Genomic DNA, 25,665 nt, shown 5'->3' with positions numbered 1-25,665 from the left:
GTTCGCCGCGACGACATCGAGATTGTTGGCGCGGCGGTGATTCAGTGCTGCAGGTTCCTGCCGCTCCAGGGTGAGGGCCGTGCCGGCGCGGCCGCGGCGCCGACCAGCGGACGCCGATTCCAGTCCAGCACGGAGTCGCTGTGCAGCTGCTCGACGACCCACAGGAAATAAACCGAGGCGGGAATGCCGATCAGGTCGAAGACGAGCATCGATCCGCTGCCGTAAGTCGTGGCGTCGATGAGATGGATCAGCGCGCAGGAGAAGAAGACGCCCGCCAGCGCGGTCCCGGAGAGCGACCAGACGCCGGTCGCCAGATAGCGGCGCACCTGATGGTCAGCCAGGTACCAGCCGACCAGGCCGTAAGTCACGGTCACGAACACGTTGGCGTAGAACGTGGCCGAGGCAACGTCGATCCAGGTGCCTGGGAACGCAACGCGCGCGGCAAGATCGGCTGACGTGCAAAGGAACGGAATGTTTGCGCCGGGCTGGGCCATCGCCCAGGCTGCGAGCCAGCCTGCCGTGATGGCGAAGCCGCCGACCAGCAATATCGCGCGATGCGGCGAGAGGGTCATCATTCGCTCACCCTGACCACCCAATATCGTCTCGAACCGCAGGAACACGAATGTGAGTCCTGCCGGCAGCCCGAGCAGCGTGACGGCGAGCATCGACCCGGACACGCTTTCGCCCTGCAGCACCTGGAAGCCGTGCACCAGGTGATGCGGCCCGCAGCTTGCAGCCATCATCGAAAATCCGATGCCGAAGCGGGACCAGCCGCGGTATCGATGCAGGCTGACCGTTTCCCAGACCGACAACAGCCCGAGGCCCGCGTAAGCCAGTCCGATCGCCAGATTGCTGAGACCAATGACGAGATACATCATCGCGAGACCGTCGCCTTGGTGCCCATGGGCGCCCCGATGTGATCGAGGAATTCGTCGATGAAATAATGATGGCCGCGCCGAACCGGTCCTTCCACCGGCTGCGCAGCATGCAGCGCGCGTCCCGAACTCGGATGCCAGAGTGCCCTGGTCAGCATCGGCGCGATCTGTTCGGCGGCGACCGGCCGCGAAAAGAAATAGCCCTGGGCGACGTCGCACCCCATGCGGAGCAGCATTGCCGCCTGCTCACGCCGTTCCACCCCCTCGGCGATGGTGTGCTTGCCCATCGCGTAAGCCAGGCTCAGGATCGACGATACGATCGCCGTATCGCCCGGTTCGCTGCTGAGACCGTCGATGAAGCTGCGATCGATCTTCAGGACTTCGGCTGGCATGTCGCGCAGGCGCGACAGCGATGAGTGCTCGGTGCCGAAATCGTCGATCGCGACGAACACGCCGAGCTGCCGGATCTGATCGAGCACCTGGACGACCTCGTCCGGGGCGCTCATCATGACGCTCTCGGTGATTTCGAGACAAAGGGCGGTCGGATCGACGTGGGTGCTGGCGAGAACCTGGCGGAGCTCCTGGATGAAGGTCGGCTCCGCGATCTCGCGGGGCGAGACGTTCACGGTCATGGCCAGCCGGCAGCCCGGCATCAGCCTCGTCCACTGGGCGAGCTGGCGACAGGATTCCTGCAACACCTGCCGTCCGATCCTGACGATGAGCCCGCATTCCTCGGCGACAGGGATGAAGTCGGCGGGCGAGATGATGCCACGCTCGGGATGCCGCCAGCGCACCAGCGCCTCGACGCCGACGACACAGCCATCCTTCAGACGGACCTGCGGCTGATACTCGACGAACAGCTGCGATTCCCGCAGCGCCGCCCGCAAATCGGATTCGATTTGAACGCGCTTCTCGGCGCGGGCATGCAGCTCGTCGTTGAACTCGGCCAATCGCGCACGGCCGCGGACCTTTGCCGCGTAGAGGGCGGTGTCTGCCTCGCGCAGCAATTGTTCGGCGGACTTCGTGCCGGGCTTGCAATGCGCGAGCCCGACGCTTGCCGATACCACGACTTCCTTGCCGGAGAGCAGGATCGGCTCCGCCAGCGCGCTGAGGATCCGCTTGCCGAGGTCCACTCCGGAGCGGTCCGAGGCGCGCGGATGGAGAACCACCATCTCGTCGCCGCCGAACCGGCTCGCCGTATCTTCCGGTCCGAGACAGCCAAGGATACGCCGGGCCATCTCGGACAACACCTCGTCGCCGCTGCTATGGCCGAGTGAATCGTTGACGAGCTTGAAGTTGTCGAGATCGACGAACAGAACCGCGATCCGCGCGCCGTCATCGGCCTCGCGCGCCAGTTCAAGATCCAGCCGCTCGAGCAGCAGGCTGCGGGTCGGAAGGCCGGTCAGCTGGTCATGCGCGGCCGTATGCATCAGGCGTGCAATGACGCCGCGCAGGCGCTCGACCTCCGGGTTTGTTCCGACCGATGGAACGGCGGGATCACGCTCAACGTCCGAATGCTGTTCCCTGAATGCAGTCCCGAGTCGTATTGGGATATTCGGCCGCAGCCCAGCCATTCCCGTCCCCACTATCACTACAATATGCCGGTGATGGTAGGCAGTCTGGAGTTTGCAAAAGGTTGCGTGAAGGCTGCCCGCGACTTTTGCGCGGTCACGATTTGCAAGATGGTTACAAATCTACGACAGGGGCGCGGCCCATTTGTTGCGACTTTCGTCGAGCACCGAAGCAGCCGACATCTTCCTCGGATATCCGAATGCATATCCGATCTGCGTCGCCTGCCAACGGCGGCGTTCCATGACGAGGGCATTGCTCGATTGGATCGGGCAAGACAAGACCTAGCCGGGCCGCGCCCGATCGAGGAACGCATTGGTGTTGCGGGTGCCGGCGATCAGGCCCCGTGCCGCCGGCGCCGCGCGCGTGTTCATCGACGAAAGTAATGAGCCATTGTTACTTTCGTCATCTCGACGTTCAGACGCGAATGCCGCAACGTGCCACAACATGCGCACGCCTCGTGGGGCGCGCGTGCTCTGTTCCCATCGATCGCATTCACGTTGCGCTGTTGGAATGCCGCATGATTAGGCACGCGTGTTCTGGCGTTGTCGACGCGAATCCCGTGCGCGGGATTCGTGCTGTGTCATGTACCGTGCTTAGGTTGCTGCGCTCTCGCAACAGTCATCTCGTCTCAGCGCGAAGATCGAGACCATTCTCTGAAGTCTCCGCGACGATGCGTTGCCCGATCGCATCGCACGCATGCAATCTTGGATTTCCTTGCGGCGTGCGTTGCCGCCGCTCTGGTTCTCGCGCAGATTGTTCTCTAAATGAGCGAAGCCGACGCGGCGGTGAAACAACCGCAGCGGATCCGGCTATGACGCGACGATGATGAAGACCATGTGTGAGCACGACTGCCGCAGGACGCATCGGCCCTATCAGGAGCGGCCGGTGTAAGCGGTTGGCGTCCGTATCCGAAAATGCTGCTTCCTTGTCCGCCTGAAAATCGCCTGCCCGCCAGCGGCCGGCGACGCAACCTTGGGAATGCGCCTCCGTTGAAACGACGTTCGTCGCGACAACGGGGGACGAAACTACATGCAAGAAGACGACAATAGGCCAGGGAGCGCAGCGAAGCTCCTGGAACAAGTTCCCTTGCCGCGCGAACCTCGGAACATCAGGGACATCGTCCCGGCGGTACCGCGGCTTTTCACGACACGACTCTATCCGCCGTCGGAACAGTTCGAGGTCTGGAAGACGCGCATGGCCTCGCTGATCGACGTCGCGCCGCCCGATGGCTACAGTCCCGCACAGGGGTTCGAGGTGGAATACCTGACCTGCAACATGACCGACGTCGTCTTCACGTCAGGACGCGTTGCCGATCAAACGTTCGCGCGCGTCATCGAGCCCTCGCAGGGCGCGCCGGTCGATATCTGGTGGTTGTTCCGCCTGCGCTCCGGCGAGGCCCGCTTCGAAACCGCAGAGCGGCGGATTCATGCCGGACCGGGCGCGATGTTCCTGATCTCGCTCGACGACGATTTCCGCGGCAGCATCACCGGTTATGATGGCCTGGTGCTCGCCTTGCCGCGCCGGTCATTCGCAGACGTGGCCGATCAGCTCAACGACGCCTGCAACATCCTGCTCTCGGGCAATCTGATCGAACTGCTGTCCGACTATCTCGACAGACTAGAATCGCGCCTGGTCCTGATGTCGCCGGAGGAGCTGAAACAGGCAGGGCGAGCGACCGCGCAGATGATCGCCGCATGCATCCAGCTGTCCTCGGACCGGCTGGATCAGGCGCGCGGCGCGATCGAGTCGGTGCTGTTCGAGCGTGCGCGTCTTTATATAGAGACGCATCTCGGCGACTTCGATCTGACGCCGGATCGCATTGCGCAGCAATTACGGATCTCGCGCTCTGCCCTCTACCGTGCATTCGAGAGCGTTGGCGGCGTCGCCGGCTATATCCTGCGCAAGCGGTTGCGTGCAGCACACGCAGAACTGGTCGCATCCAACGACAGGCAGGTGCAGGAGATCGCCTATCGGCACGGCTTCAAGCTGGCGTCGGATTTCACGCGCGCGTTTCGCCGCGAGTTCGGCGTCAGTCCGCGCGAGATGCGTGAACGCGTGCGCCGCCGGTCAACTGCCGGTTGAAATTTTTTGCAATACCACACGGTGCATCCAGTAAATCATTCAACTTGTGAGACGATCTGCGCGTTATTTGGACGGCCTGCTGAGTGACGTTGGTGAATATCTGTCTATCATTTTTGTCTATGACGACTCGGGGGCACATTGGTGGGGCAGTCGAGCGGGCGCTGGGTGGCAAGATGCGCTCGTTGAGTTCGACACATCATCGGTCAGGACAACAAGGCAGGCGCGCGTTGCGCTGTCTTCATATCGTCACATGCGCTCCCAAAGGACGCGCATGTCGACACGGTCCGCGGCCCAGCACCCCCGACGTCTGGACAAGATGTCACAAAGGGGTCGCACCATGGTTGTCGCACGCAACTCAACCGAATCGCTGAAGAGTCAGGGCCGCTCCGGCTTCGTCCGGAGCTGGGTCGCGTCGAGCGATGCGGGCAGCCGTTCGCTGCGGCGGCGACTTCTCGCCGTGCTGCGTCAGTCCCATCGGACACTCGGTGTCAAGCGCGACCGGCTGGGGCTCGGTTCGCTGGGTGTCGGCGGAGTGGTCGGCGCGCTGCTTGTCGCCATCGGAGGCATGACTCCGCAGGCGGCGTTTGCGCAGGTTGCGATCGGAAATGGTGTCTTGAGCAACCCCGCCAACTGCACCAACCCCACTGCTGCAACCGCAGGCAGCACGGCCATGGGTTGCGGCGCCAATGCTGCCGGCGCTAACGCAACCGCCATCGGCACCGGCACCAATGCAAATGGGCAGAACTCGCTGGCAATCGGCGATGCCAATACCGCGACCGGCGATGGCTCGATCATCGTGGGCTATGCTAATTCTGTGAACGGCCTGAATGCGATCGGCATGGGGGTCTTTGCTAACGCGACTGGCGTCAATGCTCTGGCTATCGGCGGGAACGCGCACGCCACCGGCGCCGGATCGAGCGCCTTCGGCGTCAACACCACAGCAAATGGGGCAGCTGCGACCGCCATCGGTAACGGCTCGAGCGCTTCCGGCGGCTCCTCGCTAGCCATTGGATTTAGCGCTGCCGCATCATCCCCAAACGGCTCGGGCACGGCCATCGGAACCAGCGCCAAGGCCAACGCGGGAACCGGCGGTGGTTCGCCGATCGCGATCGGCGTGAATGCGAATGCCAGTGGGACCGCACCGAGCGGCTTCACGTTCGAGGCCGTCGCGCTCGGTACCGGCTCCACCGCGACAGGGGCGTGGTCGACCGGCGTTGGTTCGAGCGCTTCTGCGACCGGCACCGGTGCCAGCGCCCTCGGTACCTCCGCCACCGCTTCGGGCAATCAAACGACTGCGCTCGGAAACGGCGCGACCGCCTCCGGCCAAGGTGCGAACGCGTTGGGCTACACCGCGAATGCGTCGGGCGCAAACGCGATTGCCATTGGCTCTTCCGCTGCGGGATCGGGAACGAGCGCATTTGCCGGAGGCAATCTCGCCACCGCATCCGGGAATTTCGCCGTTGCTTTGGGTAACCAGGCGCAGGCGCTGGCCGCGGGGGGCGCGGTTTCGATCGGATCGGGTGCAATCGTCGGCGGCACGGCGACGGGCGGTATCGCGGTCGGCAATAATGCGAGCTCCACCGGTGTTTCTGCTGCCGCTCTCGGCGTTGGGGCGTCCGCATCAGGCGGAAATGCCTCTGCCCTCGGCACCCAGGCCCAAGCGACGGGCACTTATGCAACTGCAATTGGCTCCGGCGGGACTACGGTGTCGACGCGGGTGATCGCCTCAGGCGCCGGATCGGTAGCGCTCGGCGGCAATTCGACGGCCGGCGCCAATGCTTCCGGGAATAACGCCATCGCCATCGGCGGGCAGGCGGCTGCCAGCGCCGTCAGCGCGATTGCGCTCGGCACCAATGCCGCGGCCAGTTCGACAAATGCCGTTGCGGTGGGCACCAACTCGGTGGCAACCGGCGGTCAGGCCGTCTCCATCGGCGCGAACAACACCGCCTTCGGCAACGGTGCAGTCGCGATCGGCGATCCCAGCTATGCCAGCGGCACCGGCGCCTTCACCGGCGGCGCCAACAACATCGCCAACAGCGACGGCACGGCCAGTGCAACCGCCGCCAACCAGGCCAACGGCGCGGTTGCGATCGGCAACAACAACAAGGCGATCGGGCAGGGTTCGGTGGCGCTCGGCAATGGCTCCACCGCAGGCGCTGCCGGTCTTGCCGGTAATATCGCACTGGGCGACGGCGCCACGGCGGCGGCAAAATCCGGCGATATCGCGCTCGGCTCCGGCAGCGTCACCGTCGCCGCGGTCGGCACGCCAAATGCGGTGATCAACGGCATCACCTATTCGGGCTTCGCCGGCACCACGCCGGGCTCGACGGTCAGCGTCGGCGCGGTGGGCGCCGAGCGCACCATCACCAACGTCGCGGCCGGGCGGATCAGCACGTCGAGCACGGACGCCATCAACGGCTCGCAGCTCTACAGCGTCGCCAATACGCTATCGAGCCAGATCACCGCCGGCGCGATCCACGATTACAGCGTCAACAGCGTGAGTACGGGCACCGACACCAACTACAACAATGCCGGAGCCACCGGCGCCAATGCGCTTGCGGCGGGGGTGAGCGCTGCGGCGTCCGGCGGGGACGCCGTCGCGGTCGGACACATCGCCAAGGCGACCGGCCAATTCAGCACGGCGATCGGACCCAATGCCCAGGCCTCGGCCACGTCCAGCACTGCGGTCGGCCAGAATGCAGCGGCCTCCGATGCTCAGGCGACCTCTCTCGGTGTCAATTCGAGTGCCGGTGCCGCGAATGCACTCGCGCTCGGCGCCAACGCCAACGCGAGCAATGCCGGCGCTATTGCGCTCGGCTCCGGCAGCGTCACGTCGGCCGCTGTCAACACGCCGAACACGTTGATCAACGGCACCACCTACAGCTTCGCCGGGACGACAGCGCTCTCGACCGTCAGCGTCGGCGCGCTTGGCGCAGAACGCACCATCACCAACGTCGCTGCGGGACGCCTCAGCAACTCTTCGACCGACGCGATCAACGGCTCGCAGCTGTTCGCCACCAACCAGGCGGTCGACAGCCTCGCAAATACCGTCAACAACATCAACGTCGGGGGCGGCATCAAGTACTTCCATGCCAATTCGACGCTGGCGGATTCCTCTGCAGTGGGCACCGACTCGGTTGCGATCGGCCCGGTGTCGACAGCGACCGGCACCAATGCCATCTCGGTTGGTAACGCCTCGGCGGCCAGCGGCAACAATGCGATCGCCGCCGGCTACCAATCTACCGCATCGGCGCTCGATGCAGTGGCGTTGGGATACATATCCAAGGCGACAGGCCAATTCAGCACGGCGATCGGACCCAATGCCCAGGCCTCGGCGACGTCAAGCACGGCGATCGGCCAGAATGCGGCGGCCTCCGACGTTCAGGCGACCTCCCTCGGTGTCAATTCGAGTGCGGGAGCTGCGAATGCGCTCGCGCTCGGCGCCAATGCCAGCGCCGCGAACGCCGGCGCTGTCGCGCTCGGCTCCGGCAGCGTCACTGCCGCGGCGGTTCAAACCGGCAGCATGGTGATCGGCACCACCACCTATAGCTTCGCCGGCACCACCCCGCTCTCGACGATCAGCGTCGGCTCCGTCGGCAACGAACGCACCATCACCAATGTCGCGGCGGGACGAGTCAGCAACGGCTCGACCGACGCGATCAACGGCTCGCAGCTGTTTGCCGCGACTTCGGCGATCGACAGCCTCTCGACTGTCGTCAACAACGGCCTGACGCATTATTACAGCTACAACGACGGCGGCACCCAGCAGGCCAACTACAACAACAACGGCGCGACCGGGGCCAACTCGATGGCGGCCGGCGTCGCCGCGTCGGCAACCGCAGCCAATTCCACCGCGCTCGGCTTCAACACCCAGGCGGCGGTCGATGGCGGCGTTGCGATCGGTTCGGGCTCGATCTCAAACCGCGCGCTCGCGCCGGCGTCCGGCACGATCGGCGGCACCATCATTCCCTACAACACCACCGATCTCGCGTTGCTCGGCGCGGTGTCGGTCGGCAATGCGACGAGCTATCGCCAGATCACCAATGTGGCTGACGGCACCCAGTCGAGCGACGCGGTCACCGTGCGGCAGCTGACCGGCGCGCTGACCTCGTTTGCGACCACGACGACGAAATACTTCCACGCCAACTCGACGCTCGCCGACTCGCTCGCGGTCGGCAACAATTCCGTCGCGGTCGGACCTGCGACCGTGGTCAATGGCGACAACGGCATCGGCATGGGCAATGGCGCGACCGTGGCGCAAACCGCGCCCGGCGGCATCGCGATCGGCCAGAATTCGGTGTCCAATTTCGCCGATTCGATCGCGTTCGGAACCAATGCGGCGGCCAACGGCATCCAGTCGGTGTCGATTGGCGCTGGAGCGCAGACCACCAACCCGACCAGCGTCGCACTCGGCCCGAATGCCAAGGCGACCGCGCAGGCCGGCGACGTCGCGCTCGGTGCCAATTCGACCACCTCCACCGTGGTCAAGACCGCCAGCACCACCATCGCCGGCACCACCTACGACTTCGCCGGAACCGCACCGACCTCGACCGTCAGCGTCGGCAGCGCGGGTGCCGAGCGAACCATCACCAATGTCGCCGCCGGCCAGATCAGCTCGACCTCGACGGATGCGATCAACGGCTCGCAGCTCTGGGCCACCAACACCTCGCTTGCAGCCCTTTATACGACGGTCAGCAATATCTCGACCGGCGGTGGCGGCGTGAAATATTTCCACGCCAATTCGACCGCGGCGGATTCCATTGCGACCGGTGCGGAGAGCGTCGCGATCGGACCGCGGTCGGTGGCGAGCGGTGCCAATGCGATCTCGATGGGCAACGGCTCGGCCGCGTCGGGCGACAATTCGGTCGCGATCGGCGCCGGCGCCAAGGCAACGGCGGCCAACTCGCTGGCGCTCGGCGCGAACTCAACCACCACCGCCAATCTGAGCGATGCCGCCTATACGCCCGTCGTCGGCAAGAGCGTCGCGGGGGTTGCGACCGGCGAAGTGTCGGTCGGCTCGGCCGGCGCCGAACGCCGCGTCACCAATGTCGCCGCCGGCTCGGCCGCGACGGATGCGGTCAATGTCAGCCAGCTGCAGGCGGTTGCCAGTAGCTCGATCCGCTACGACACCGATGCCTCCGGCAACACCACCAACAAGGTGACGCTGAACAGCGGCAATGGCGGACCGGTGACGATCAGCAACGTGGCGGCGGGTGTCGCCGGCACCGACGCGGTCAACGTCAACCAGCTCAACAGCGCGTTCCAGCAACTCAACGGCCAGATCGGCGAGGTGCGGCAGGACGCCTGGCGCGCCGCCGCGATCGGCATGGCTGCGGCATCGCTGCGCTATGACGACCGGCCCGGCAAGATCAGCGCATCGGCCGGTGGCGGCGTCTGGCGCAGCCAGGGCGCGCTCGCCTTCGGTATCGGCTACACCAGCGAGAACGGCAAGCTGCGCACCAACGCGGCGGCAACCACCGCCGGCGGCGACTGGGGCGTCAGCGCCGGCGTGAGCCTGACGCTCAATTGACGCTGACGGCGACGAGGCGGCTGGCGTGTCTGGCTTTTGCGATCTGGCTCGGTGCGGCGGCGAGCGCCGCCGCACAGGGCGCGCCGCCAGCTGCCTACAGCGTGAAGCCGTCCGACGTCGTGGTGCCGGAAGGCGAGACGCTCGGCGAGTTCAGGCGGATGATCCAGCCGTTCAAGAACTGGACCCTGATCTGCGACGAGAGTCTCAAATCCAAGCGCCGCGTCTGCAACGTCACGCAGTCGATCGTCAACGCGCAGGGCGCGGTCGCCTTCAACTGGTCGCTGATTGCGACCGCCGACGGCAAGCCGCTGATGGCGATGCGGATTCCCGCAGCCGCTGGCGTCGGCGCGCAGATCGAGCTCGCGATGGGCGATAGTCCCAACCGCATCGTCGCGCAGACCGATCGCTGCGACGCCAATTTCTGCTTTGCCACGGTCGCGATCGGCAATGTGCTGAGGCGGCACATCCGGGCGGCGACGCCGTGCCTTGTGTCCTATCAGCTTCCGCAAGCAGGGCCGATCGTGCTGGAAGCGCCGCTCGATGGACTGTCCGGTGTGCTGGCGAAACTGAAATGAAGCGAGGTCGGACATGCGGATGAGGAATTCCGGCATCCGGCTCGAAACTGAAGTGCGAAGTGAAAAGGACGGATTGTCGATGCGGCGCACCCTTGGATTGATCTTTGTTGCGGTCGTCGTGGCCGCGCTCGGTGCTGCCGGCGTCGTGGTCTACGCGCAGCAAACGCAACCTGCACCCTTGCAGCCGGCCGCACCTGCACCGGCCAAGAAGCCTGCCGCCGCTGCGAAGCCACAGCCGCACAAGTCGCAGCCGCGCCCGCAGGAGGCGCAGACGCCAGCGGCAGCCGCGGCATCCGTTCCACAGCAGCAGGCGGGGCAGCAGCCGACCGTGTTCGACGATCATGCGCGGCAGGGCAACATCGCGACCTGCGCCAATCTGTTCGGGCTGCTCGGCCGCGGTCTTGCGACCAACTCCAACTACACCGCGCAGTCGCAGTGGGATGCCAAGGCCGGCAATTCGCATTCGGTGCAGTCGCTGGTCGCACTCGCACCCAACCAGGCGCCGCAGGGCAGCGCTGCCCAGCGCGCCGCCGGCATCGTGTTTGCCGCGCCGGTCGGGTCGTCCTGCGAGGGCAATCTGGTGCGGGTAACGCCGAGCGCGGAAAGCTGCCCGACGGTTGCAGCCGAGCTCGCCAAGCTCAACGGGCAAAGCGGCGCGCTCGGTGACCTCGCGACGATCGCGCTGCCGAACGGCGCGCAGGTGGTGCTGATTCCGTTCGGCAACGCCTGCGTCGCGGTGACCGCGCTCCGGGTCGCCGGATAGCGCGGCGCTGTCGCATCGTGACGGCGTTCGATCAGAGAACGTAGCCGCCGTCGATGGTGATGCTGGTGCCCGTGATCAGGCTCGCGCGGCTGCCGGCCAGGAAGCAGACGGCCGATGCGACATCGTCCGGACTGTTCAGGCGGCGCAATGGAATCCTCTCCTTCAGCCAATCGGCCATGCCGGCGGTCATGTCGGTTTCCGTCGGTCCCGGCTGCAGATTGTTGACCGTGATCTGCCGCGGGGCCAAATCGAGTGCTGCGGTCTTCACGAGTGACGCGACCGCGGCCTTCGTCATTGCATAGGCGCTGCCGCCGGCGGCGCCGGTCCTGATTGCCGTATTGCTCCCGATGGTGATGATCCGCCCGCCGTCACGCATGGCGGCGGTGGAGGCCTGCATCGCCAGGAACACGCCGCGAATGTTCACATTGAGCAGCAGATCGAGATCGTCGGGATTGAACGACTCGATCGATCCGAGGCGAAGCACGCCGGCATTGATGACCGCGACGTCGAGCAGTCCGAGTTGATCGGTGGCCTCCGCGACGGCGCGCTGGATCGCGGCGGGATCGCCGCTGTCGGCGTGGATCGCGATTGCCTTGCCTCCCGCTCCGGATACTGCGTCGCATACCTCGCGCGCCTTGTCGGGCCTGCTCACATAGGTGAGGGCGACCGAGAACTTCTCCGCCGCGAGGCGCTTGGCGATCGCGGCGCCGATCCCCCGGGAGCCCCCGAATATGAGGGCGGTGCCTGGGTTCTCCGATACTGGGTCAGTCATTTCCGTGCTTCCTTTCTTATTGGAATGTTCATTCCAGAATAGGCCAAAAAAATTACACGAGGGCCCGCATCGCCAACTGTCCGAGTGCCCGCAGCCGCCGCTGTCCGGCGCCACCACGGGCGGCGATCCGGATGCCTGCGAACGATGCGTGGAGGAATTCGGTCGCGCTCGACGGATCGATTTCGGCTGCCACGTCTCCCTGCGCCTGAGCTTCGCGGATTCGCGCCACGATCGCTTTGCTCAGCGCGCGTCCCGCATTGTCACGAATAGTCGCAAGCTCGGGCTTGCCGGTGCCGAATTCGCAGATCGAATTGACGCCCAGACACGCCTCCGCTGCGTCATCCACCACGCGCTCGACCATGGCGCGAAGGCCGTCGACCGCGCGCGGCTGGCTTGCGAGGGCTGACAAATGTGCCGCGGTCTCTCGGGCGGCATAGCGCTGCACTGCGGCGAGATACAGCTGCCACTTGTCGCCGAACGTGTCGTAAAGGCTTTGCCGGCCGATGCCGAGCGTTCGCACTAGCATTTCGGCCGACGTGCCCTCGTAGCCGTGTGCGCGGAATACGCCGATCGCGGCATCGAGCGCCTCTTCTGTAATGAACTCCTTTGGTCGTGCCATTGTTTGGCAATGACAGATTTGGAATGATCGGTCAAGAACCGCTGGCATCACGGTCGCATGCGCAATCCTCCGCAACTGCCCGCTAACATCTTGGCGATCAGCCATCAAAGGGCTGGATTTTCTGCTCTGGATCGTCAATTCTGATTTGGAACTTACCATCCGTGCCAAACGCGGAGGAGATGTCCCATGGAGGAAGCGCGTCCGGAGCGGTTTGTCCGCGAGGTCGGCGGTGAGTTGGTGTCGTCCGTCATCGCGCGGTCGGAGCCGATCAGGGTCGAACTGCTCAGGCGGACCTCGCGGCCGCGCATGAACTGGCACTTCCGGCAGCCTGAACTGACGTTGTTCTGGTTCCGCAACGGCTGCTCGCGGTTGCAGGCCACGATCGACGGGCGTCCGGTCGAATATGAGTTCTCCAGGGCGGCCAACCTCGCGCTGTTCCCGGCCGGTACCGAGATCGAGGGCGAGTGGTCGGTCGGCCCGGCATTCGACTATGTCGTCGTTTTCCTCGACCCGAAATTCGTGCAGAGCCGTCTCAACGGCTTGATCGAAACATCAGCGATTGCGTTCGGCCATGACCAGCTCTGCCGCGGTCTCTCCGAGCTTTGCCGGGAAGCGGCCACGCCGGACAATCTGTTCGATCTGTTCGCCGAAGGCTGGGCCAGCCAGGCGCTGGCCCATATGGCGCGGCTCTCGCGCGTTGCAGAACCCGCGAAGGCGCCGAGCCGTGGCGGACTGCCGGCGCTCAAGCTGCGGCGGATCGAAGAATTCGTCAGGGCCAATCTTGGCGAGACGATCTCGTTGTCGGCGCTGTCAGATGTTGCCGGTCTCAGCAAGCGGCATTTCCTGCGCGCGTTCCAGGAGAGCATGGGCACCAGCCCGCATCGCTATGTGCTTGGCCTGCGCATCGAGGTCGCCAAGCGCCGCCTCAGCGACACCGACGAGAGCCTGACCAGCATCGCGTTGGCGTCGGGGTTCAGCCACGCCCAGCATTTCTCGTCGACGTTCAGGCAAGTCACGGGCGTCAGTCCGTCGGTATTCCGGCAGCAGGGCCGGGCGTGAGTTTCGGCGCTTTTTTGCAAGTCGAGGCGCTTTCCAGCAAGCGCCGGCGGGCCCGTCCATCGTATGCCGAGGTTGCGCGCAAGGCTTGGTCGCGTCCGCGCATTGGAGAAGGAAGCAAAGCATGCCAGGGCCATTGGCGGGAGTTCGCGTACTTGATCTGACCGGTGTCGTTTCCGGTCCGTTCGCGACGATGTTCCTAGCCGATCAGGGCGCGGACGTCCTGAAAGTCGAACCGATCGGCGGCGACATCACCCGCCGCAGCCGGGCCAATGTCGACAAGACCGGCGAGTTCTCGGCGCTGTTCATCTCGTCGAACCGCGGCAAGCGTTCGCTCTCGATCGACATGAAGACCGATGCCGGCCGGGACGTGCTGAGCAAGCTGGTGATGCAGTCCGACGTGCTGGTGCAGAATTTCCGGCCCGGCACGATGGAACGTCTCGGGCTCGGTCCGGACCAGGTGCGCAGGAAGAATCCGCGGCTGATCTATGTCTCGATCAGCGGCGTCGGCGAAGACGGGCCTTACGCCAAGAAGCGCGTCTACGATCCGATCGTGCAGGCCCTCTCGGGCTTCTGCGATATCCAGGCGCAGCCGGTGACCAACCGTCCGCAGATGATCCGGACCATCGTGGCCGACAAGACCACGGCGGTCTATGCCGCGCAGGCGATCACCGCGGCGCTCTACGCGCGGGAAAAATCCGGCAGCGGCCAGCACATCCAGGTGGCGATGCTCGACGCGATGATCGCCTATCTCTGGCCGGAAGGCATGATGCAGTACACGGTGGTTGGCCGGGAGCAGGCGACGGCGGATCCGAACGATCGTCCCGATCTCGTGTTCCAGACCTCGGACGGATACCTCACGTGCGGAACGATCTCCGACTCCGAATGGCAGGGCTTCTGCAAAGCTACCGGCGACCCGGAGCTTGCCAGAGATGAACGCTTCGCCACGCCAGCGTCGCGCTCGGTCAACGCGACGGCGCGCATCAACAAGATGCAGGACTATATCGGCAGGCACACCACCGCCGAATGGCTGGCTCGGCTCGATGCGGCCGACGTGCCCTGCGCGCCGATCCTCAGGCGCGGCGAAATCATTGCCAACGAGCAGGTGGTCGCTCGTGGGCTGATCGCCGAGCTGGAACAGCCCGGCGTCGGCACCGTGCGGCAGCCGAAGCCTGCGGCGCGGTTCGAGGTCGACGCCGCCGCGATCGGCGGCCCGGCCCCGCGCATCGGCCAGCATACCAGGCAGGTACTGCGCGATCTCGGTTACGGCGAAGCCGTCATCGCAGAGATGATCGAGCAGAAGGCCGTGCGCGCGGTCTGAGCGACCACGCGACGCAACGTCACCATTGCTGAACCAAAACAACCGCCGTCGGTGGGAGATGCCCTATGGCCCAGACGAACAAGACTGCTTTGCTGGTCGGCGCGGGCGATGCGATCGGCGCCGCGGTGGCGCGGCGCTTCGCCGCCGGCGGCTACACCGTCTGCATCGCGCGGCGCGAAGCGGCAAAGTCGGGCGCGCTGGTGGAGGAGCTGACCGGTGCCGGAAGCCAGGTGCATGCGTTCAGCGTCGACGCACGGCGCGAAACCGAGGTGCAGGAGCTGTGCGAGCGGGTCGAACGCGAGATCGGGCCGATCGAGGTCTGCCTGTTCAATGCCGGCTCGAACGTCAAGAAGGAGCTGCACGAGACCAGCGAAAAGCTGTTCTTCAAGGCCTGGGAGCTCGCCTGCTTCGCCGGCTTCCTGGTCGGGCGCGAGGCGACACGGCATATGCTGCGGCATGGCCGCGGCACCATGCTGTTCACCGGCGCGACCGCGAGCGTGCGTGGCAGCAGCGGCTTTGCGGCGTTCGCGTCCGCCAAGTTCGGCCTGCGCGCAGTCGCCCAGGCGATGGCGCGCGAGCTCGGGCCGAAGAACATCCATGTCGCGCATCTGTTGATCGATGCCGGCGTCGACAGCCCGGCCATCCACCAGCGGATGAAGGCCGCCACGGGCATCGATGCGACGGCGATCCCGCCGGATTCCTTGACGCGCACGTCCTCGATCGCAGAGGCCTATTGGTTCGTGCACCAGCAGAGCCGGGACGGCTGGAGCCATGAACTCGATCTGCGTCCTTCCGTCGAGAAATGGTGACACCATGCCGGAAGCGTTGACGCTATGGGGGATAGGGACATCGCGGACGATCCGGGCCCATTGGGCATTGCACGAATTGGGGCTGGACTATCACTGCAAGCCGATCCTGCCGCGTTCGGGCGAGACCAAGACTCCGGAATACACCTTGCTCAATCCGCGGCAGAAGATTCCCCTGCTGCAGGACGGCGACTTCACGATCGGGGAGAGTGCGGCGATCGTCGCCTATCTGGCGCGCCATTACTCCAACCCGAATGTCTCGCTCGTTCCCATCGAGGAGCGCGATTTCGCGCGATGGCTGGAATGGTGCTTCTTCATCGTGGCCGAGCTCGACTCGACCAGTCTCTATGTGATGCGCCGCCATGACGTCCAGGGCCTTGCCCATATCTACGGCCACGCTCCTGATGTGGTCGTGAAAGCGGCCGAGTATTTCCGCCAGCAGCTGCGGCACGTTGAGGTCGCCCTGTCGGACGGCCGGCAATATCTGATGGGCGATCAGTTCACCAGCGCGGATATCCTGCTGACGACCTGTCTGGTGTGGGCGATCGATTACGGTGTCGGGGTCTGCGAGGTCGCAACGCCGTATCTCGACCGTGTTACGTCGCGGCCGGCCTACAAGGAAAGCGTCGCCGTCAACACCATGAAGAAGTGACCGGCCACCCGCGTCAGAGCCTGGTCCGCGCCGGACCGCCGACATCGCATCGCGGCGTCAGGCCGTAGCGGCCATGCAATCCGCGCCAGAGAGCAGTCAAGAGCCTGCGCATCGAACATCCCCTCGACATCAGCGATAGCAGGCATCCTGCTGACGCCCACGACGGAATGACAGAGCCAATTCTGGGCAGGCCTGCGTAGTTTTTAAGCAGAGCGTTCGCGCGGCCACGCCACGCGCGCCGAAATCTCATGAGATTCAAACCCCGGTGCTGTGGCACGCCTCGTGCATCAATGGCGCTGAGTTGGCCGCTAGGGTTCCGACCTTGAGACACAAGGTGCTGGTCCGAGAGCAGCCGCTTGCGGGGGAGACATCCCCGCAGGTGCACGGCGGGATAAAAGCCCGGGAGACCTCGTTAGCCAAGGGATTGGCGGAGCGATGGTCTTTTCGCCAGTCCCTTTTTGTGAAGTTTCGCAAGAGGGATCGGCAATGAACAAACTCGTTTTCTTCCTCCGCTCTGTTGTCACCGGCTGCGCGATCGTGCTCGCGGCCGCATCCGTCGCCGACGCCGCACCGAAGAAGAGCTTCAAGGTCGCCTGGTCGATCTATGTCGGGTGGATGCCGTGGGGCTATGCGGCCGACACCGGCATCGTCAAGAAGTGGGCCGACAAATACGGCATCACGATCGAGGTCAAGCAGTTCAACGACTACGTCGAATCGATCAACCAGTACACCGCCGGCGGCTATGACGCCGTCACCATCACCAACATGGACGCGCTATCGATTCCCGCCGCCGGTGGCGTCGACACGACAGCGATCGTGATGGGCGATTTCTCCAACGGCAACGATGCCGTGATCCTCAAGAACAAGTCGGATCTCGCCGCCATCAAGGGACAGACGGTCAACCTGGTCGAATTCTCGGTGTCGCACTATCTGCTGGCCCGGGCGCTCGAGACCAGCAAGCTGAGCGAGAAGGACGTCAAGGTCGTCAACACCTCAGATGCCGATATCGCCGCCGCCTACAAGACGCCCGACGTCAACGCGGTCGTGACCTGGAATCCGATCGTGACCGAAATCCTCGGCTCGCCCGACGCCAAGAAGGTATTCGACTCCTCGCAGATCCCCGGCGAGATCATGGATCTGATGGTGGTGAACACGGCGGTCGCCAAGGATAATCCGGATTTCGCCAAGGCACTGGTCGGCATCTGGTACGAGACGCTGTCGAAAATGACGGCGAACGATCCCGCCGCGAAGGCTGCGAAGGAGGCGATGGCCAAGGCTTCCGGCACCGATCTCGCCGGCTTCGACAGCCAACTCTCGACCACCAAACTGTTCGACAAGGCAACCGACGCCGAAGCGTTTACGCGCAGCAAGACAGTCGGGGCGACCATGGATCGCGTCCGCAAGTTCCTGTTCGAGAAGGACCTGCTGGGCAAGGGCGCGAAGTCAGCCGACGCCGTCGGCATCGAGCTCGCCGACAAGTCGGTGCTGGGAGACAAGTCGAACGTCAAGCTGCGCTTCGACTCGACTTTTATGGATGAAGCCGCCAAGGGCAAGCTCTGAGCGCTTAGTGCCGCCACAAGCAGGAGCCGAGGATGCGACTTGTGAACATACGGCCGGGACGGCAGACGCGATTCTATCTGCTCGCGCTGCCGTTCCTGTTGGTCGCAATCGCCTACTTCGCCGGCTCCAGCGCGCGGCTCGCGCAAAACCCGAACGACAAGCTGCTGCCGGCGCTGCCGAGCATGGTGCAGGCCGTCAAGCAGATGGCGTTCGAGGTCGACCCCCGCACCGGCAGCTATCTGATGGCCTCCGACACCGTTGCGAGCCTCGGGCGGCTGGGGTCGGCGCTGGCGATCTCGACGGTGGCGGCGCTCATCCTCGGCATCGTGATCGGACTGTTGCCCGGCGCCAATGCCCTGCTCGGGCCGTTCGTGTCCGTCACCTCGATGGTGCCGCCGCTGGCATTGCTCCCGATCCTGTTCATCGTGATGGGATTGGGCGAGAACTCCAAGATAGCGCTCATCGTGATCGGGACGCTGCCCTGCATGATCCGCGATCTCGCCATGAAAGTGCAGGAGTTGCCGCGCGAGCAGATCGTCAAGGCGCAGACGCTCGGTGCCTCGACCTGGCAGATCGCGCTACGCGTCGCGATGCCGCAGACCCTGCCGCGCCTGATCGACGTGCTGCGCCTGCAACTCGGTCCCGCATGGCTGTTCCTGATCGCGGCGGAGGCGATCGCATCCGACTCCGGGCTCGGCTACCGGATCTTCCTGGTGCGGCGCTATCTCGCGATGGACGTCATCATTCCCTACGTCGCCTGGATCACGCTGCTGGCGTTCCTGATCGATGTCGGCCTGCGCGTTCTGCAGCGCAGGCTGTTTCCCTGGTTTGCGTCGGTGAGGGCGGAATGAGCGCGATCCGGTTCGACGACGTCTGGAAGGAATATGGCGATCACATCGTGCTCGAACGCATCACGATGGAGGTTGAGCCGCGTGCTTTCATTGCACTGGTCGGACCGTCCGGCTGCGGCAAGACCACGCTGCTGCGGATGCTGCTCGGCGAGGAGCAGCCGAGCCGCGGCCAGATCCTGGTCGACGGCAAGCCGTTGCCCGGCGAGCCGGATGCCGATCGCGGCGTGGTGTTCCAGCGCTACTCGGTGTTTCCGCATCTGACGGTGCTGCAGAACGTATTGCTCGGCCGCGAACTGCGCGACGCCAAATTCTCCGCTCGCTTGTTCGGCGCCGCGCGCCGCGCCGCCATGGACGACGCGATGAAACTCCTGGCCGAGGTCGGGCTCGCCGGCCAGGAGAGCAAATATCCATCAGCATTGTCCGGCGGCATGCAGCAGCGCCTTGCGCTAGCCCAAGCGATCATGCGCGAGCCAAAAATCCTGCTGCTCGATGAGCCGTTCGGCGCGCTCGATCCCGGGATTCGTGCCGACATTCACCTGTTGATGAAGCGGCTCTGGAACGAGACCCATCTGACGGTCGTGATGGTGACGCACGACCTCAGCGAGGCGTTCGGGCTCGCGACCCGTGTGATCGCGCTGGAGCGGCAGCGCAATCGGCCCGAGGAGCGCGAGCGCTACGGCGCCACGGTGTCGCGCGACCTCGAGATCTTTCCGCGCCGCAGCGCCGAGCTGCGGTCACCAGTTCAACCAGCTCCGATCGGGACGACCCGGTCAGACCAGGAGCATCAGCCGGGACGGCCCGGCGCTCTCGTCTTGAAGGAGCACCCATGATCCTCACAGAGGAACAGAAGGCTGAGGTCACGGCGCATACAAAGCGCTACAACGAGCTGAAGGCGGCCGGACAGGAGCACGCGCCGCGCGCGCTGCCACAGCCGACGGCGCGCGACGCCGCGCCGATCGCGACTGACGCGATCATTCATCGCGAGGTGATTCCGGCCGGCTGGTACTGGACCACGTGCCTGAACCGTGGCGATACGCTGCGCATCGTCAATCCGTCGGGGACATCGGCCGTCAGCCTGCTCGCCTGGAATGCCGCCGACCCGACCGAGCGGCTCAACCACGCCGACACCATCAAGGTGCAATGGGCGGCGCGGCTGCAGAAGGGGCGTGTGCTGCTGTCCGACATGGGGCGGGCGCTGCTCGGCATCACCGAGGACACCAGCGCCGCGCACGATGCGGTGGTCGGCGGCTCGACCGCGGCGACCAACCTGGCGAAGTACGGCGACGGAAATTTCCGCAATACGCGTGACAATTTCCTCCTGGCGGCAGCCAAGCTCGGGCTCGATCGCCGCGACGTCCATCCCTGCGTCAGCTTCTTTGCGCCGGTTGCGATCGATGCGGACGGCAAGTTTGTCTGGTCCGACGCGCGACGGCACAAGGGTGATTTCGTCGACCTGCGCGCGGAGATGGACCTGCTGATCGCGCTGTCGAACTGTCCACATCCGCTCGACCCGGCCAAGACCTATCCGCAGGCGAGCGTCGAGATCGTGCGCTATCGTGCCGGTGCACTCGCGGCCGACGATTTGTGCCGCACCGCGACGGCCGAGGCGATCCGCGCCTATCAGAACAATGCGCTGTATTTCGGCGAGACGAGCGAAGGAGCGGTGCGATGACCACGCAATCCGCCGAGACCCGCGGCCGCATCGTTCTCGACGTCGAAATCCCCGCGCGCAAGCCGTGGTCCGCCGTCATCCGCAAGGGGCAGACGCTGAGGATCACGGATACCCATGGCCAGCAGGCGGTCGATACGCTGTTCTATCGCGCCGACGACTTCGGCGAGCGCTACAGCGGGCAGGATACGCTGCGCGCGCAGGGCTCGGCCTATGTCGGGCTCGGCACCAGGATCATGTCCAACGAGAGCCGGGTGATGCTGCGCGTCACGGCAGACAGCTGCGGCCTGCACGATACCTCGGCCGGTGCCTGCTCCTGCGAGAGCAACACCGTTCGGTTCGGGCACCAGACCCGCTACCAGCATGCCTGCCGCGAGAATTTCGTGATCGAGGCCGCCAAATACGGCATGTCGAAGCGCGACATCGTGCCGAATCTGAACTTCTTCATGAACGTGCCGATCGATCCCACCGGCAATTTCACTGTGGTCGATGGCGTCTCCAAGCCCGGCGATGCAATCGAGCTGGTCGCCGAGATGGACGTGCTGTGCCTGATCTCGAACTGCCCGCAGATCAACAACCCTTGCAACGGTTTCTTCCCAACGCCGGTACAGGTCACGATCTACGACGTCGAGCCGGAGGCGTGACGCATGTTCAGCAAGGTCCTGATTGCCAACCGCGGCGAGATCGCCGGACGGATCGGAAAGACATTGCGCCGCATGGGCATCTCTTCGGTCGCGGTCTATTCCGACGCCGACCGCTTCACGCGGCCGGTGCTCGAGGCTGACGAGGCGGTGCGCATTGGCCCGGCGCCCGCCGCCGAGAGCTACCTCAACGTCGATGCGATCATGGCCGCGTGCCTTGCGACCGGCGCGCAGGCGGTGCATCCCGGCTACGGCTTCCTGTCGGAGAACCGCCGCTTCGCCGAGCGGCTCGCCGAACACGGCATCAAATTCATCGGGCCGCGGCCCGAGCATCTCGATGCCTTCGGCCTCAAGCACCGCGCGCGCGAGCTCGCCGAGCGCAGCGGCGTGCCGCTGCTGCCGGGCTCCGGCCTGCTGGAGACCATCGAAGAGGCGGTGCAACAGGCGGAGGCGATCGGCTTCCCGGTGATGCTGAAGAGCACGGCGGGCGGCGGCGGCATCGGCATGCAGCTCTGCCACGACATGGCGACGCTGCGCGAGCGCTTTGAGTCCGTGCAGCGCACGGCGCGCGCTAGTTTCGGCGATGCCCGGGTCTATCTTGAGCGGTTCGTCGCCCGCGCGCGCCACATCGAGGTGCAGATCTTCGGCAACGGCAAGGGCGACGTGGTCGCGCTCGGCGAGCGCGATTGCTCGCTGCAGCGCCGCAACCAGAAGGTCTTCGAGGAGACGCCGGCGCCGGGGCTGTCCGACGATATCCGCCAGCGGTTGCATGCGGCCGCGGTATCGCTCGGCAAGGCCGTGGCCTACGAATCCGCCGGCACGGTGGAGTTCATCTACGACGTCGAGCGCGAGGACTTCTACTTCCTCGAGGTCAACACCCGTCTGCAGGTCGAGCATCCCGTCACCGAACAGGTCACCGGCGTCGACCTCGTCGAATGGATGATCCGGCAGGCGGCCGGCGAGGACGTGCTGGGCCAGGCCAGCACGCTGACGCCAAAGGGCGCGGCGATCGAGGTGCGACTCTATGCCGAGAATCCGAGCGCAGGATTTCGCCCGAGCGCGGGCCGGCTGACGCGGGTCAGCTTTTCGCCGGACGCGCGGATCGACGGCTGGATCGAGACCGGCGCCGAGGTGTCGCCGTTCTACGATCCGATGCTGGCCAAGATCATCGTGTCGGCCGAGACGCGCGAGGCCGCGATCGCAAAGCTGACGCAGGCGCTGGACGACACGATCGTCGCCGGCATCGAGACCAATCTCGACTATCTGCGCGCCATCGCGGCGTCGGATGTGTTCCGGAGCGGGCAGGTCGCGACCAGCGTGCTCGGCGCATTCGCCTATCGTCCCTACACCATCGACGTCGTCGCGCCCGGTGCGCAAAGCGGCGTGCAGGAATTGCCCGGCCGGCTGCATCTCTGGCATGTCGGCGTGCCGCCGAGCGGGCCGATGGACGAGCGGTCGTTCCGCCTCGCCAACCGTGTGGTCGGCAATCCGGAGGTAACGACCGCGCTGGAGCTGACGGTCAACGGGCCGACTTTGCGCTTCAACACCGATGCGATCGTCGCGTTGTCCGGCGCGCAAATGAAGGCGTCGCTCGACGGTATTGATCTCGCCTACCACGAGCCTGTCGCGGTGCGTGCGGGCCAGACGCTCGTGATCGGCAGCATCAAGGGCCCGGGCCAGCGCACCTATCTTGCTGTGCGCGGCGGCATCGATGTGCCCGAGATTCTGGGTTCGCGTGCGGTGTTCGCGCTCGGCGCCTTCGGCGGCCACGCGACGGGCTCGCTGAAGGCCGGCGACGTGCTTCATATCGGCGCGAAGACGCAAGGCCTTGCGGCGCCGCGGCGCGCCACGGTGGACGAGCGGCCGGAGCTGACTTCGGCGTGGCAAATCGGCGTGGTCTATGGCCCGCACGGCGCGCCGGACTTCTTCCTCGATGAGGACATCGAGACGCTGTTCGCGGCGAGCTACGAGGTGCACTTCAACAGCGCTCGGACCGGGGTGCGGCTGATCGGGCCGAAGCCGCGCTGGGCGCGGGCCGACGGCGGCGAGGCCGGGCTGCATCCGTCGAATATCCACGACAACGCCTATGCGGTCGGCTCGATCGACTTCACCGGCGACATGCCGATCATCCTCGGGCCCGACGGCCCGAGTCTCGGCGGCTTCGTGTGTCCATCGGTCGTCGCGCGCGACGAGCTCTGGAAGGTCGGCCAGCTCCGGCCCGGCGACACCGTCCGCTTCGTGCCGGTGAAACGCGACGATCCGGTCGCCGGCCCCACGGTGCTGCGTGCGCCCGAACTCGGCTCGGCCATCGTCGGGCGCAATGATGATGGCCCGATCCCGGTGGTCTACCGCCGCGCCGGCGACGACAATCTGCTGGTCGAATACGGCCCGATGGAGCTCGACATCGCGCTGCGGCTGCGCGTGCATGTGCTGGCGCAGGCGCTGGAGGATGCGAAGCTCGGCGGCCTGATCGATCTGACGCCCGGCATCCGTTCGTTGCAGGTCCATTATGACGGCACCGCGTTGCCGCGAACCAAGCTGCTCGATGTGCTCAGGCGGATCGAGCGCGAACTGCCTGATGTCGATGCGATGCGGGTGCCGAGCCGCACCGTGCATCTGCCGCTGTCGTGGCGGGATCCGCAGGCCGAATTGGCGATGCGCAAGTATCAGGAGCTGGTCCGTGCTGATGCGCCATGGTGTCCGTCGAATGTCGAGTTCATCCGCCGCATCAACGGGCTCGGCAGCGAGGACGACGTTCGCCGCATCGTGTTCGATGCGGATTACTTCGTGCTCGGCCTCGGCGACGTCTATCTCGGCGCACCGGTGGCGACCCCGCTCGATCCGCGGCATCGCCTGGTGACCACGAAGTACAACCCGGCGCGGACCTGGACGCCGGAGAACGCGGTCGGAATCGGCGGCGCCTATATGTGCATCTACGGCATGGAAGGGCCGGGCGGCTACCAGCTGTTCGGACGCACCATCCAGGTCTGGAACACCTGGCGCACGACGCGGGTGTTCGAGCCCGGCCATCCCTGGCTGCTGCGGTTCTTCGACAAGATCCGCTTCTTCCCGGTCGACGCCGACGAACTGCTGGACGCCCGCGCCGCATTCCCGCACGGGCAATACGACATCAGGATCGAGCAGGGCGAATTCTGCTACGCCGACTACGCGAAGCAGTTGACCGAGACGCATTCGTCGATCGCAGCATTCAAGGCGACCCAGCAGGCCGCGTTCGATGCCGAGCGTCAGCGCTGGCGCGAGATGAAGCTCGATGAGGTGCCGGCGGAATCGATTGATGCGGGTGTCGCCGCGGCGGGCATTCCCGACGGCCAGATCGGCGCCTTTTCCGAAGTGCCCGGCAACATCTGGAAGATCCTGGTTGAGGAGGGTGCCAAGGTTGCGGCCGGCGATGTGCTCGCCATCATCGAGTCCATGAAGATGGAGATCTCGGTGCACGCACCCGCTGCGGGCCGCATCGTGTCGGTGCCGGTGAAACCCGGCCAGACGCTGCGCGCGGGCGACGTCGTGGCGTTGCTCATCGAATCGTGACGTCCCCGGGGCCAACTGCCGGTCAATTCCCGGTCGCGCCGCGAACATTAAGGTTTGCGGTATCGCGGCGCGCCGAACCTTCATTGCGGCCTGGTGCGGTCCAGACCCTTGGCACGTCAGCATTCAAGAGTTCGCAGGATTCCTTGATCCTGAGGTATGAACGTTGCAGCGCCTCTTGGGTCAGGGCGTCGCTTCTGCGCCGCCGCGCGATCACCCGCGCGACCTGCCAGGCAATCCACTCGTCAGGCATCGGAGCGTTCCTTCTCCAGATCGGCTGCCTAGGTCTATGCCGGGAACAGATGTCACGCCATCCGTCGTTTCAGCATCGCTGGAGCGGTAGCCTTGGCCTCCACGCTGTTGTCGCCGTGCCCGCCTGTGCTCGAGATCCGGCGCGCAGGTCAGGTCAGCTTCACTGTCGCGTGGCCATGCTTGCCCTCCCTTGGAAACGGTTCGGAGGTCTTTCGGCCGAGGAACGTATCGTTGGGCGCCTTGAGCAGGTCGCGGGCCTGTCGGATCAGTTCGCGTGTGTGGGCCGTAATGGCAGCATCGGCTTCATCAAGATGATAAATCGGTACGCGGCCGGACATCGGCGTCTCCATCGCTAGCAGGCGGGAGCGCGCTCGGTCTCTCAGCCACCGACGCCTACGGACAAAGCCTCAGCCGGTGAGGGATTGACCGTAGCACGAAGGGCTCGAACGATGAAGCCGCCGCTCCCGGACGTTCCACGATCGAGCGGAGCGATCTGCGTCACACACGACGGTGCGGGCGCGCA

Annotated in this window: 20 protein-coding genes and 1 riboswitch; of the genes, 14 read left to right on the top strand and 6 right to left on the bottom strand. The window is 65.3% G+C overall.

Annotated features, from left to right (window positions below):
• Positions 1-41: 41 nt before the first annotated feature.
• Complete coding sequence (locus tag ACVISU_RS15535) at positions 42-878, bottom strand: hypothetical protein (RefSeq protein ID WP_456707504.1); 837 nt, start codon at positions 876-878, stop codon at positions 42-44.
• Positions 875-2,305, bottom strand: coding sequence for a putative bifunctional diguanylate cyclase/phosphodiesterase (locus ACVISU_RS15530; RefSeq protein ID WP_456707503.1), 1,431 nt, complete (start codon positions 2,303-2,305; stop codon positions 875-877). Before ACVISU_RS15530 ends, ACVISU_RS15535 begins: the two co-directional genes overlap by 4 nt.
• A gap of 1,228 nt (positions 2,306-3,533) precedes the next feature.
• On the opposite strand from ACVISU_RS15530, the gene ACVISU_RS15525 reads away from it, so the two are divergent.
• The 4 genes from ACVISU_RS15525 (at position 3,534) to ACVISU_RS15510 (ending at position 11,397) form a co-directional block, all read left to right on the top strand.
• Positions 3,534-4,529, top strand: a complete 996-nt coding sequence (locus ACVISU_RS15525; RefSeq protein WP_456707502.1) for a helix-turn-helix domain-containing protein — start codon at positions 3,534-3,536, stop codon at positions 4,527-4,529.
• Between the two features lie 337 nt (positions 4,530-4,866).
• Positions 4,867-10,059 carry a beta strand repeat-containing protein gene (locus tag ACVISU_RS15520; RefSeq protein WP_456707501.1) on the top strand — a complete coding sequence of 1,731 codons (5,193 nt, stop codon included), beginning with the start codon at positions 4,867-4,869 and terminating at the stop codon, positions 10,057-10,059.
• The gene (locus tag ACVISU_RS15515) at positions 10,056-10,634 is read left to right on the top strand and encodes an invasion associated locus B family protein (RefSeq protein ID WP_456707500.1); all 579 of its coding nucleotides are present in this window, start codon (positions 10,056-10,058) and stop codon (positions 10,632-10,634) included. Before ACVISU_RS15520 ends, ACVISU_RS15515 begins: the two co-directional genes overlap by 4 nt.
• 79 nt (positions 10,635-10,713) lie before the next feature.
• The gene (locus ACVISU_RS15510; RefSeq protein WP_063695287.1) at positions 10,714-11,397 is read left to right on the top strand and encodes a hypothetical protein; all 684 of its coding nucleotides are present in this window, start codon (positions 10,714-10,716) and stop codon (positions 11,395-11,397) included.
• 31 nt (positions 11,398-11,428) lie between these two features.
• On the opposite strand, the gene ACVISU_RS15505 is transcribed toward ACVISU_RS15510, so the two are convergent.
• On the bottom strand, positions 11,429-12,169 hold the full coding sequence (locus tag ACVISU_RS15505) for an SDR family oxidoreductase (protein ID WP_456707499.1): 741 nt from the start codon (positions 12,167-12,169) through the stop codon (positions 11,429-11,431).
• A 52-nt stretch (positions 12,170-12,221) separates the two neighbouring features.
• Positions 12,222-12,788, bottom strand: coding sequence for a TetR/AcrR family transcriptional regulator (locus tag ACVISU_RS15500; protein WP_456710829.1), 567 nt, complete (start codon positions 12,786-12,788; stop codon positions 12,222-12,224).
• Positions 12,789-12,974: 186 nt separating this feature from the next.
• Here ACVISU_RS15500 and ACVISU_RS15495 point away from each other — a divergent pair, with 186 nt between their 5' ends.
• The 10 genes from ACVISU_RS15495 (at position 12,975) to uca (ending at position 24,893) form a co-directional block, all read left to right on the top strand.
• A complete protein-coding gene (locus ACVISU_RS15495; RefSeq protein ID WP_456707498.1) occupies positions 12,975-13,847 on the top strand; it encodes a helix-turn-helix domain-containing protein in 873 nt (290 codons plus the stop codon).
• 121 nt (positions 13,848-13,968) lie between these two features.
• The gene (locus ACVISU_RS15490) at positions 13,969-15,165 is read left to right on the top strand and encodes a CaiB/BaiF CoA transferase family protein (RefSeq protein WP_050405817.1); all 1,197 of its coding nucleotides are present in this window, start codon (positions 13,969-13,971) and stop codon (positions 15,163-15,165) included.
• A gap of 65 nt (positions 15,166-15,230) precedes the next feature.
• The gene (locus ACVISU_RS15485) at positions 15,231-15,974 is read left to right on the top strand and encodes an SDR family NAD(P)-dependent oxidoreductase (RefSeq protein WP_456707497.1); all 744 of its coding nucleotides are present in this window, start codon (positions 15,231-15,233) and stop codon (positions 15,972-15,974) included.
• Positions 15,975-15,978: 4 nt separating this feature from the next.
• Positions 15,979-16,623 carry a glutathione S-transferase family protein gene (locus ACVISU_RS15480; protein WP_050405819.1) on the top strand — a complete coding sequence of 215 codons (645 nt, stop codon included), beginning with the start codon at positions 15,979-15,981 and terminating at the stop codon, positions 16,621-16,623.
• Positions 16,624-16,920: 297 nt separating this feature from the next.
• Positions 16,921-17,031: riboswitch (guanidine-I (ykkC/yxkD leader) on the top strand.
• A 78-nt stretch (positions 17,032-17,109) separates the two neighbouring features.
• Positions 17,110-18,183, top strand: a complete 1,074-nt coding sequence (locus tag ACVISU_RS15475) for a putative urea ABC transporter substrate-binding protein (RefSeq protein ID WP_456707496.1) — start codon at positions 17,110-17,112, stop codon at positions 18,181-18,183.
• Positions 18,184-18,215: 32 nt separating this feature from the next.
• Positions 18,216-19,034 (top strand): ABC transporter permease, encoded by an 819-nt coding sequence (locus ACVISU_RS15470; protein WP_050405821.1) that lies wholly within the window; start codon positions 18,216-18,218, stop codon positions 19,032-19,034.
• Complete coding sequence (locus ACVISU_RS15465) at positions 19,031-19,864, top strand: ABC transporter ATP-binding protein (protein ID WP_456707495.1); 834 nt, start codon at positions 19,031-19,033, stop codon at positions 19,862-19,864. Before ACVISU_RS15470 ends, ACVISU_RS15465 begins: the two co-directional genes overlap by 4 nt.
• Positions 19,861-20,706 (top strand): urea amidolyase associated protein UAAP1, encoded by an 846-nt coding sequence (locus tag ACVISU_RS15460; RefSeq protein ID WP_456707494.1) that lies wholly within the window; start codon positions 19,861-19,863, stop codon positions 20,704-20,706. The genes ACVISU_RS15465 and ACVISU_RS15460 overlap by 4 nt, the downstream gene beginning before the upstream one ends.
• The gene (locus tag ACVISU_RS15455; protein ID WP_456707493.1) at positions 20,703-21,347 is read left to right on the top strand and encodes an urea amidolyase associated protein UAAP2; all 645 of its coding nucleotides are present in this window, start codon (positions 20,703-20,705) and stop codon (positions 21,345-21,347) included. Before ACVISU_RS15460 ends, ACVISU_RS15455 begins: the two co-directional genes overlap by 4 nt.
• A gap of 3 nt (positions 21,348-21,350) precedes the next feature.
• Positions 21,351-24,893, top strand: coding sequence for an urea carboxylase (gene uca, locus ACVISU_RS15450; RefSeq protein WP_456707492.1), 3,543 nt, complete (start codon positions 21,351-21,353; stop codon positions 24,891-24,893).
• A 22-nt stretch (positions 24,894-24,915) separates the two neighbouring features.
• Here the strand turns inward: uca and ACVISU_RS15445 are convergent, their stop codons facing one another.
• Together ACVISU_RS15445 and ACVISU_RS15440 are read right to left on the bottom strand one after the other, a co-directional pair.
• The gene (locus ACVISU_RS15445) at positions 24,916-25,143 is read right to left on the bottom strand and encodes a hypothetical protein (RefSeq protein WP_456707491.1); all 228 of its coding nucleotides are present in this window, start codon (positions 25,141-25,143) and stop codon (positions 24,916-24,918) included.
• Between the two features lie 148 nt (positions 25,144-25,291).
• Positions 25,292-25,480: a hypothetical protein gene (locus ACVISU_RS15440; protein WP_157113308.1), complete on the bottom strand. Its 189-nt coding sequence runs from the start codon at positions 25,478-25,480 to the stop codon at positions 25,292-25,294.
• Positions 25,481-25,665 lie beyond the last annotated feature (185 nt).

The organism is Bradyrhizobium sp. USDA 4452, from assembly GCF_054063575.1.
This window is presented reverse-complemented; position numbering and strand designations above follow the sequence as displayed.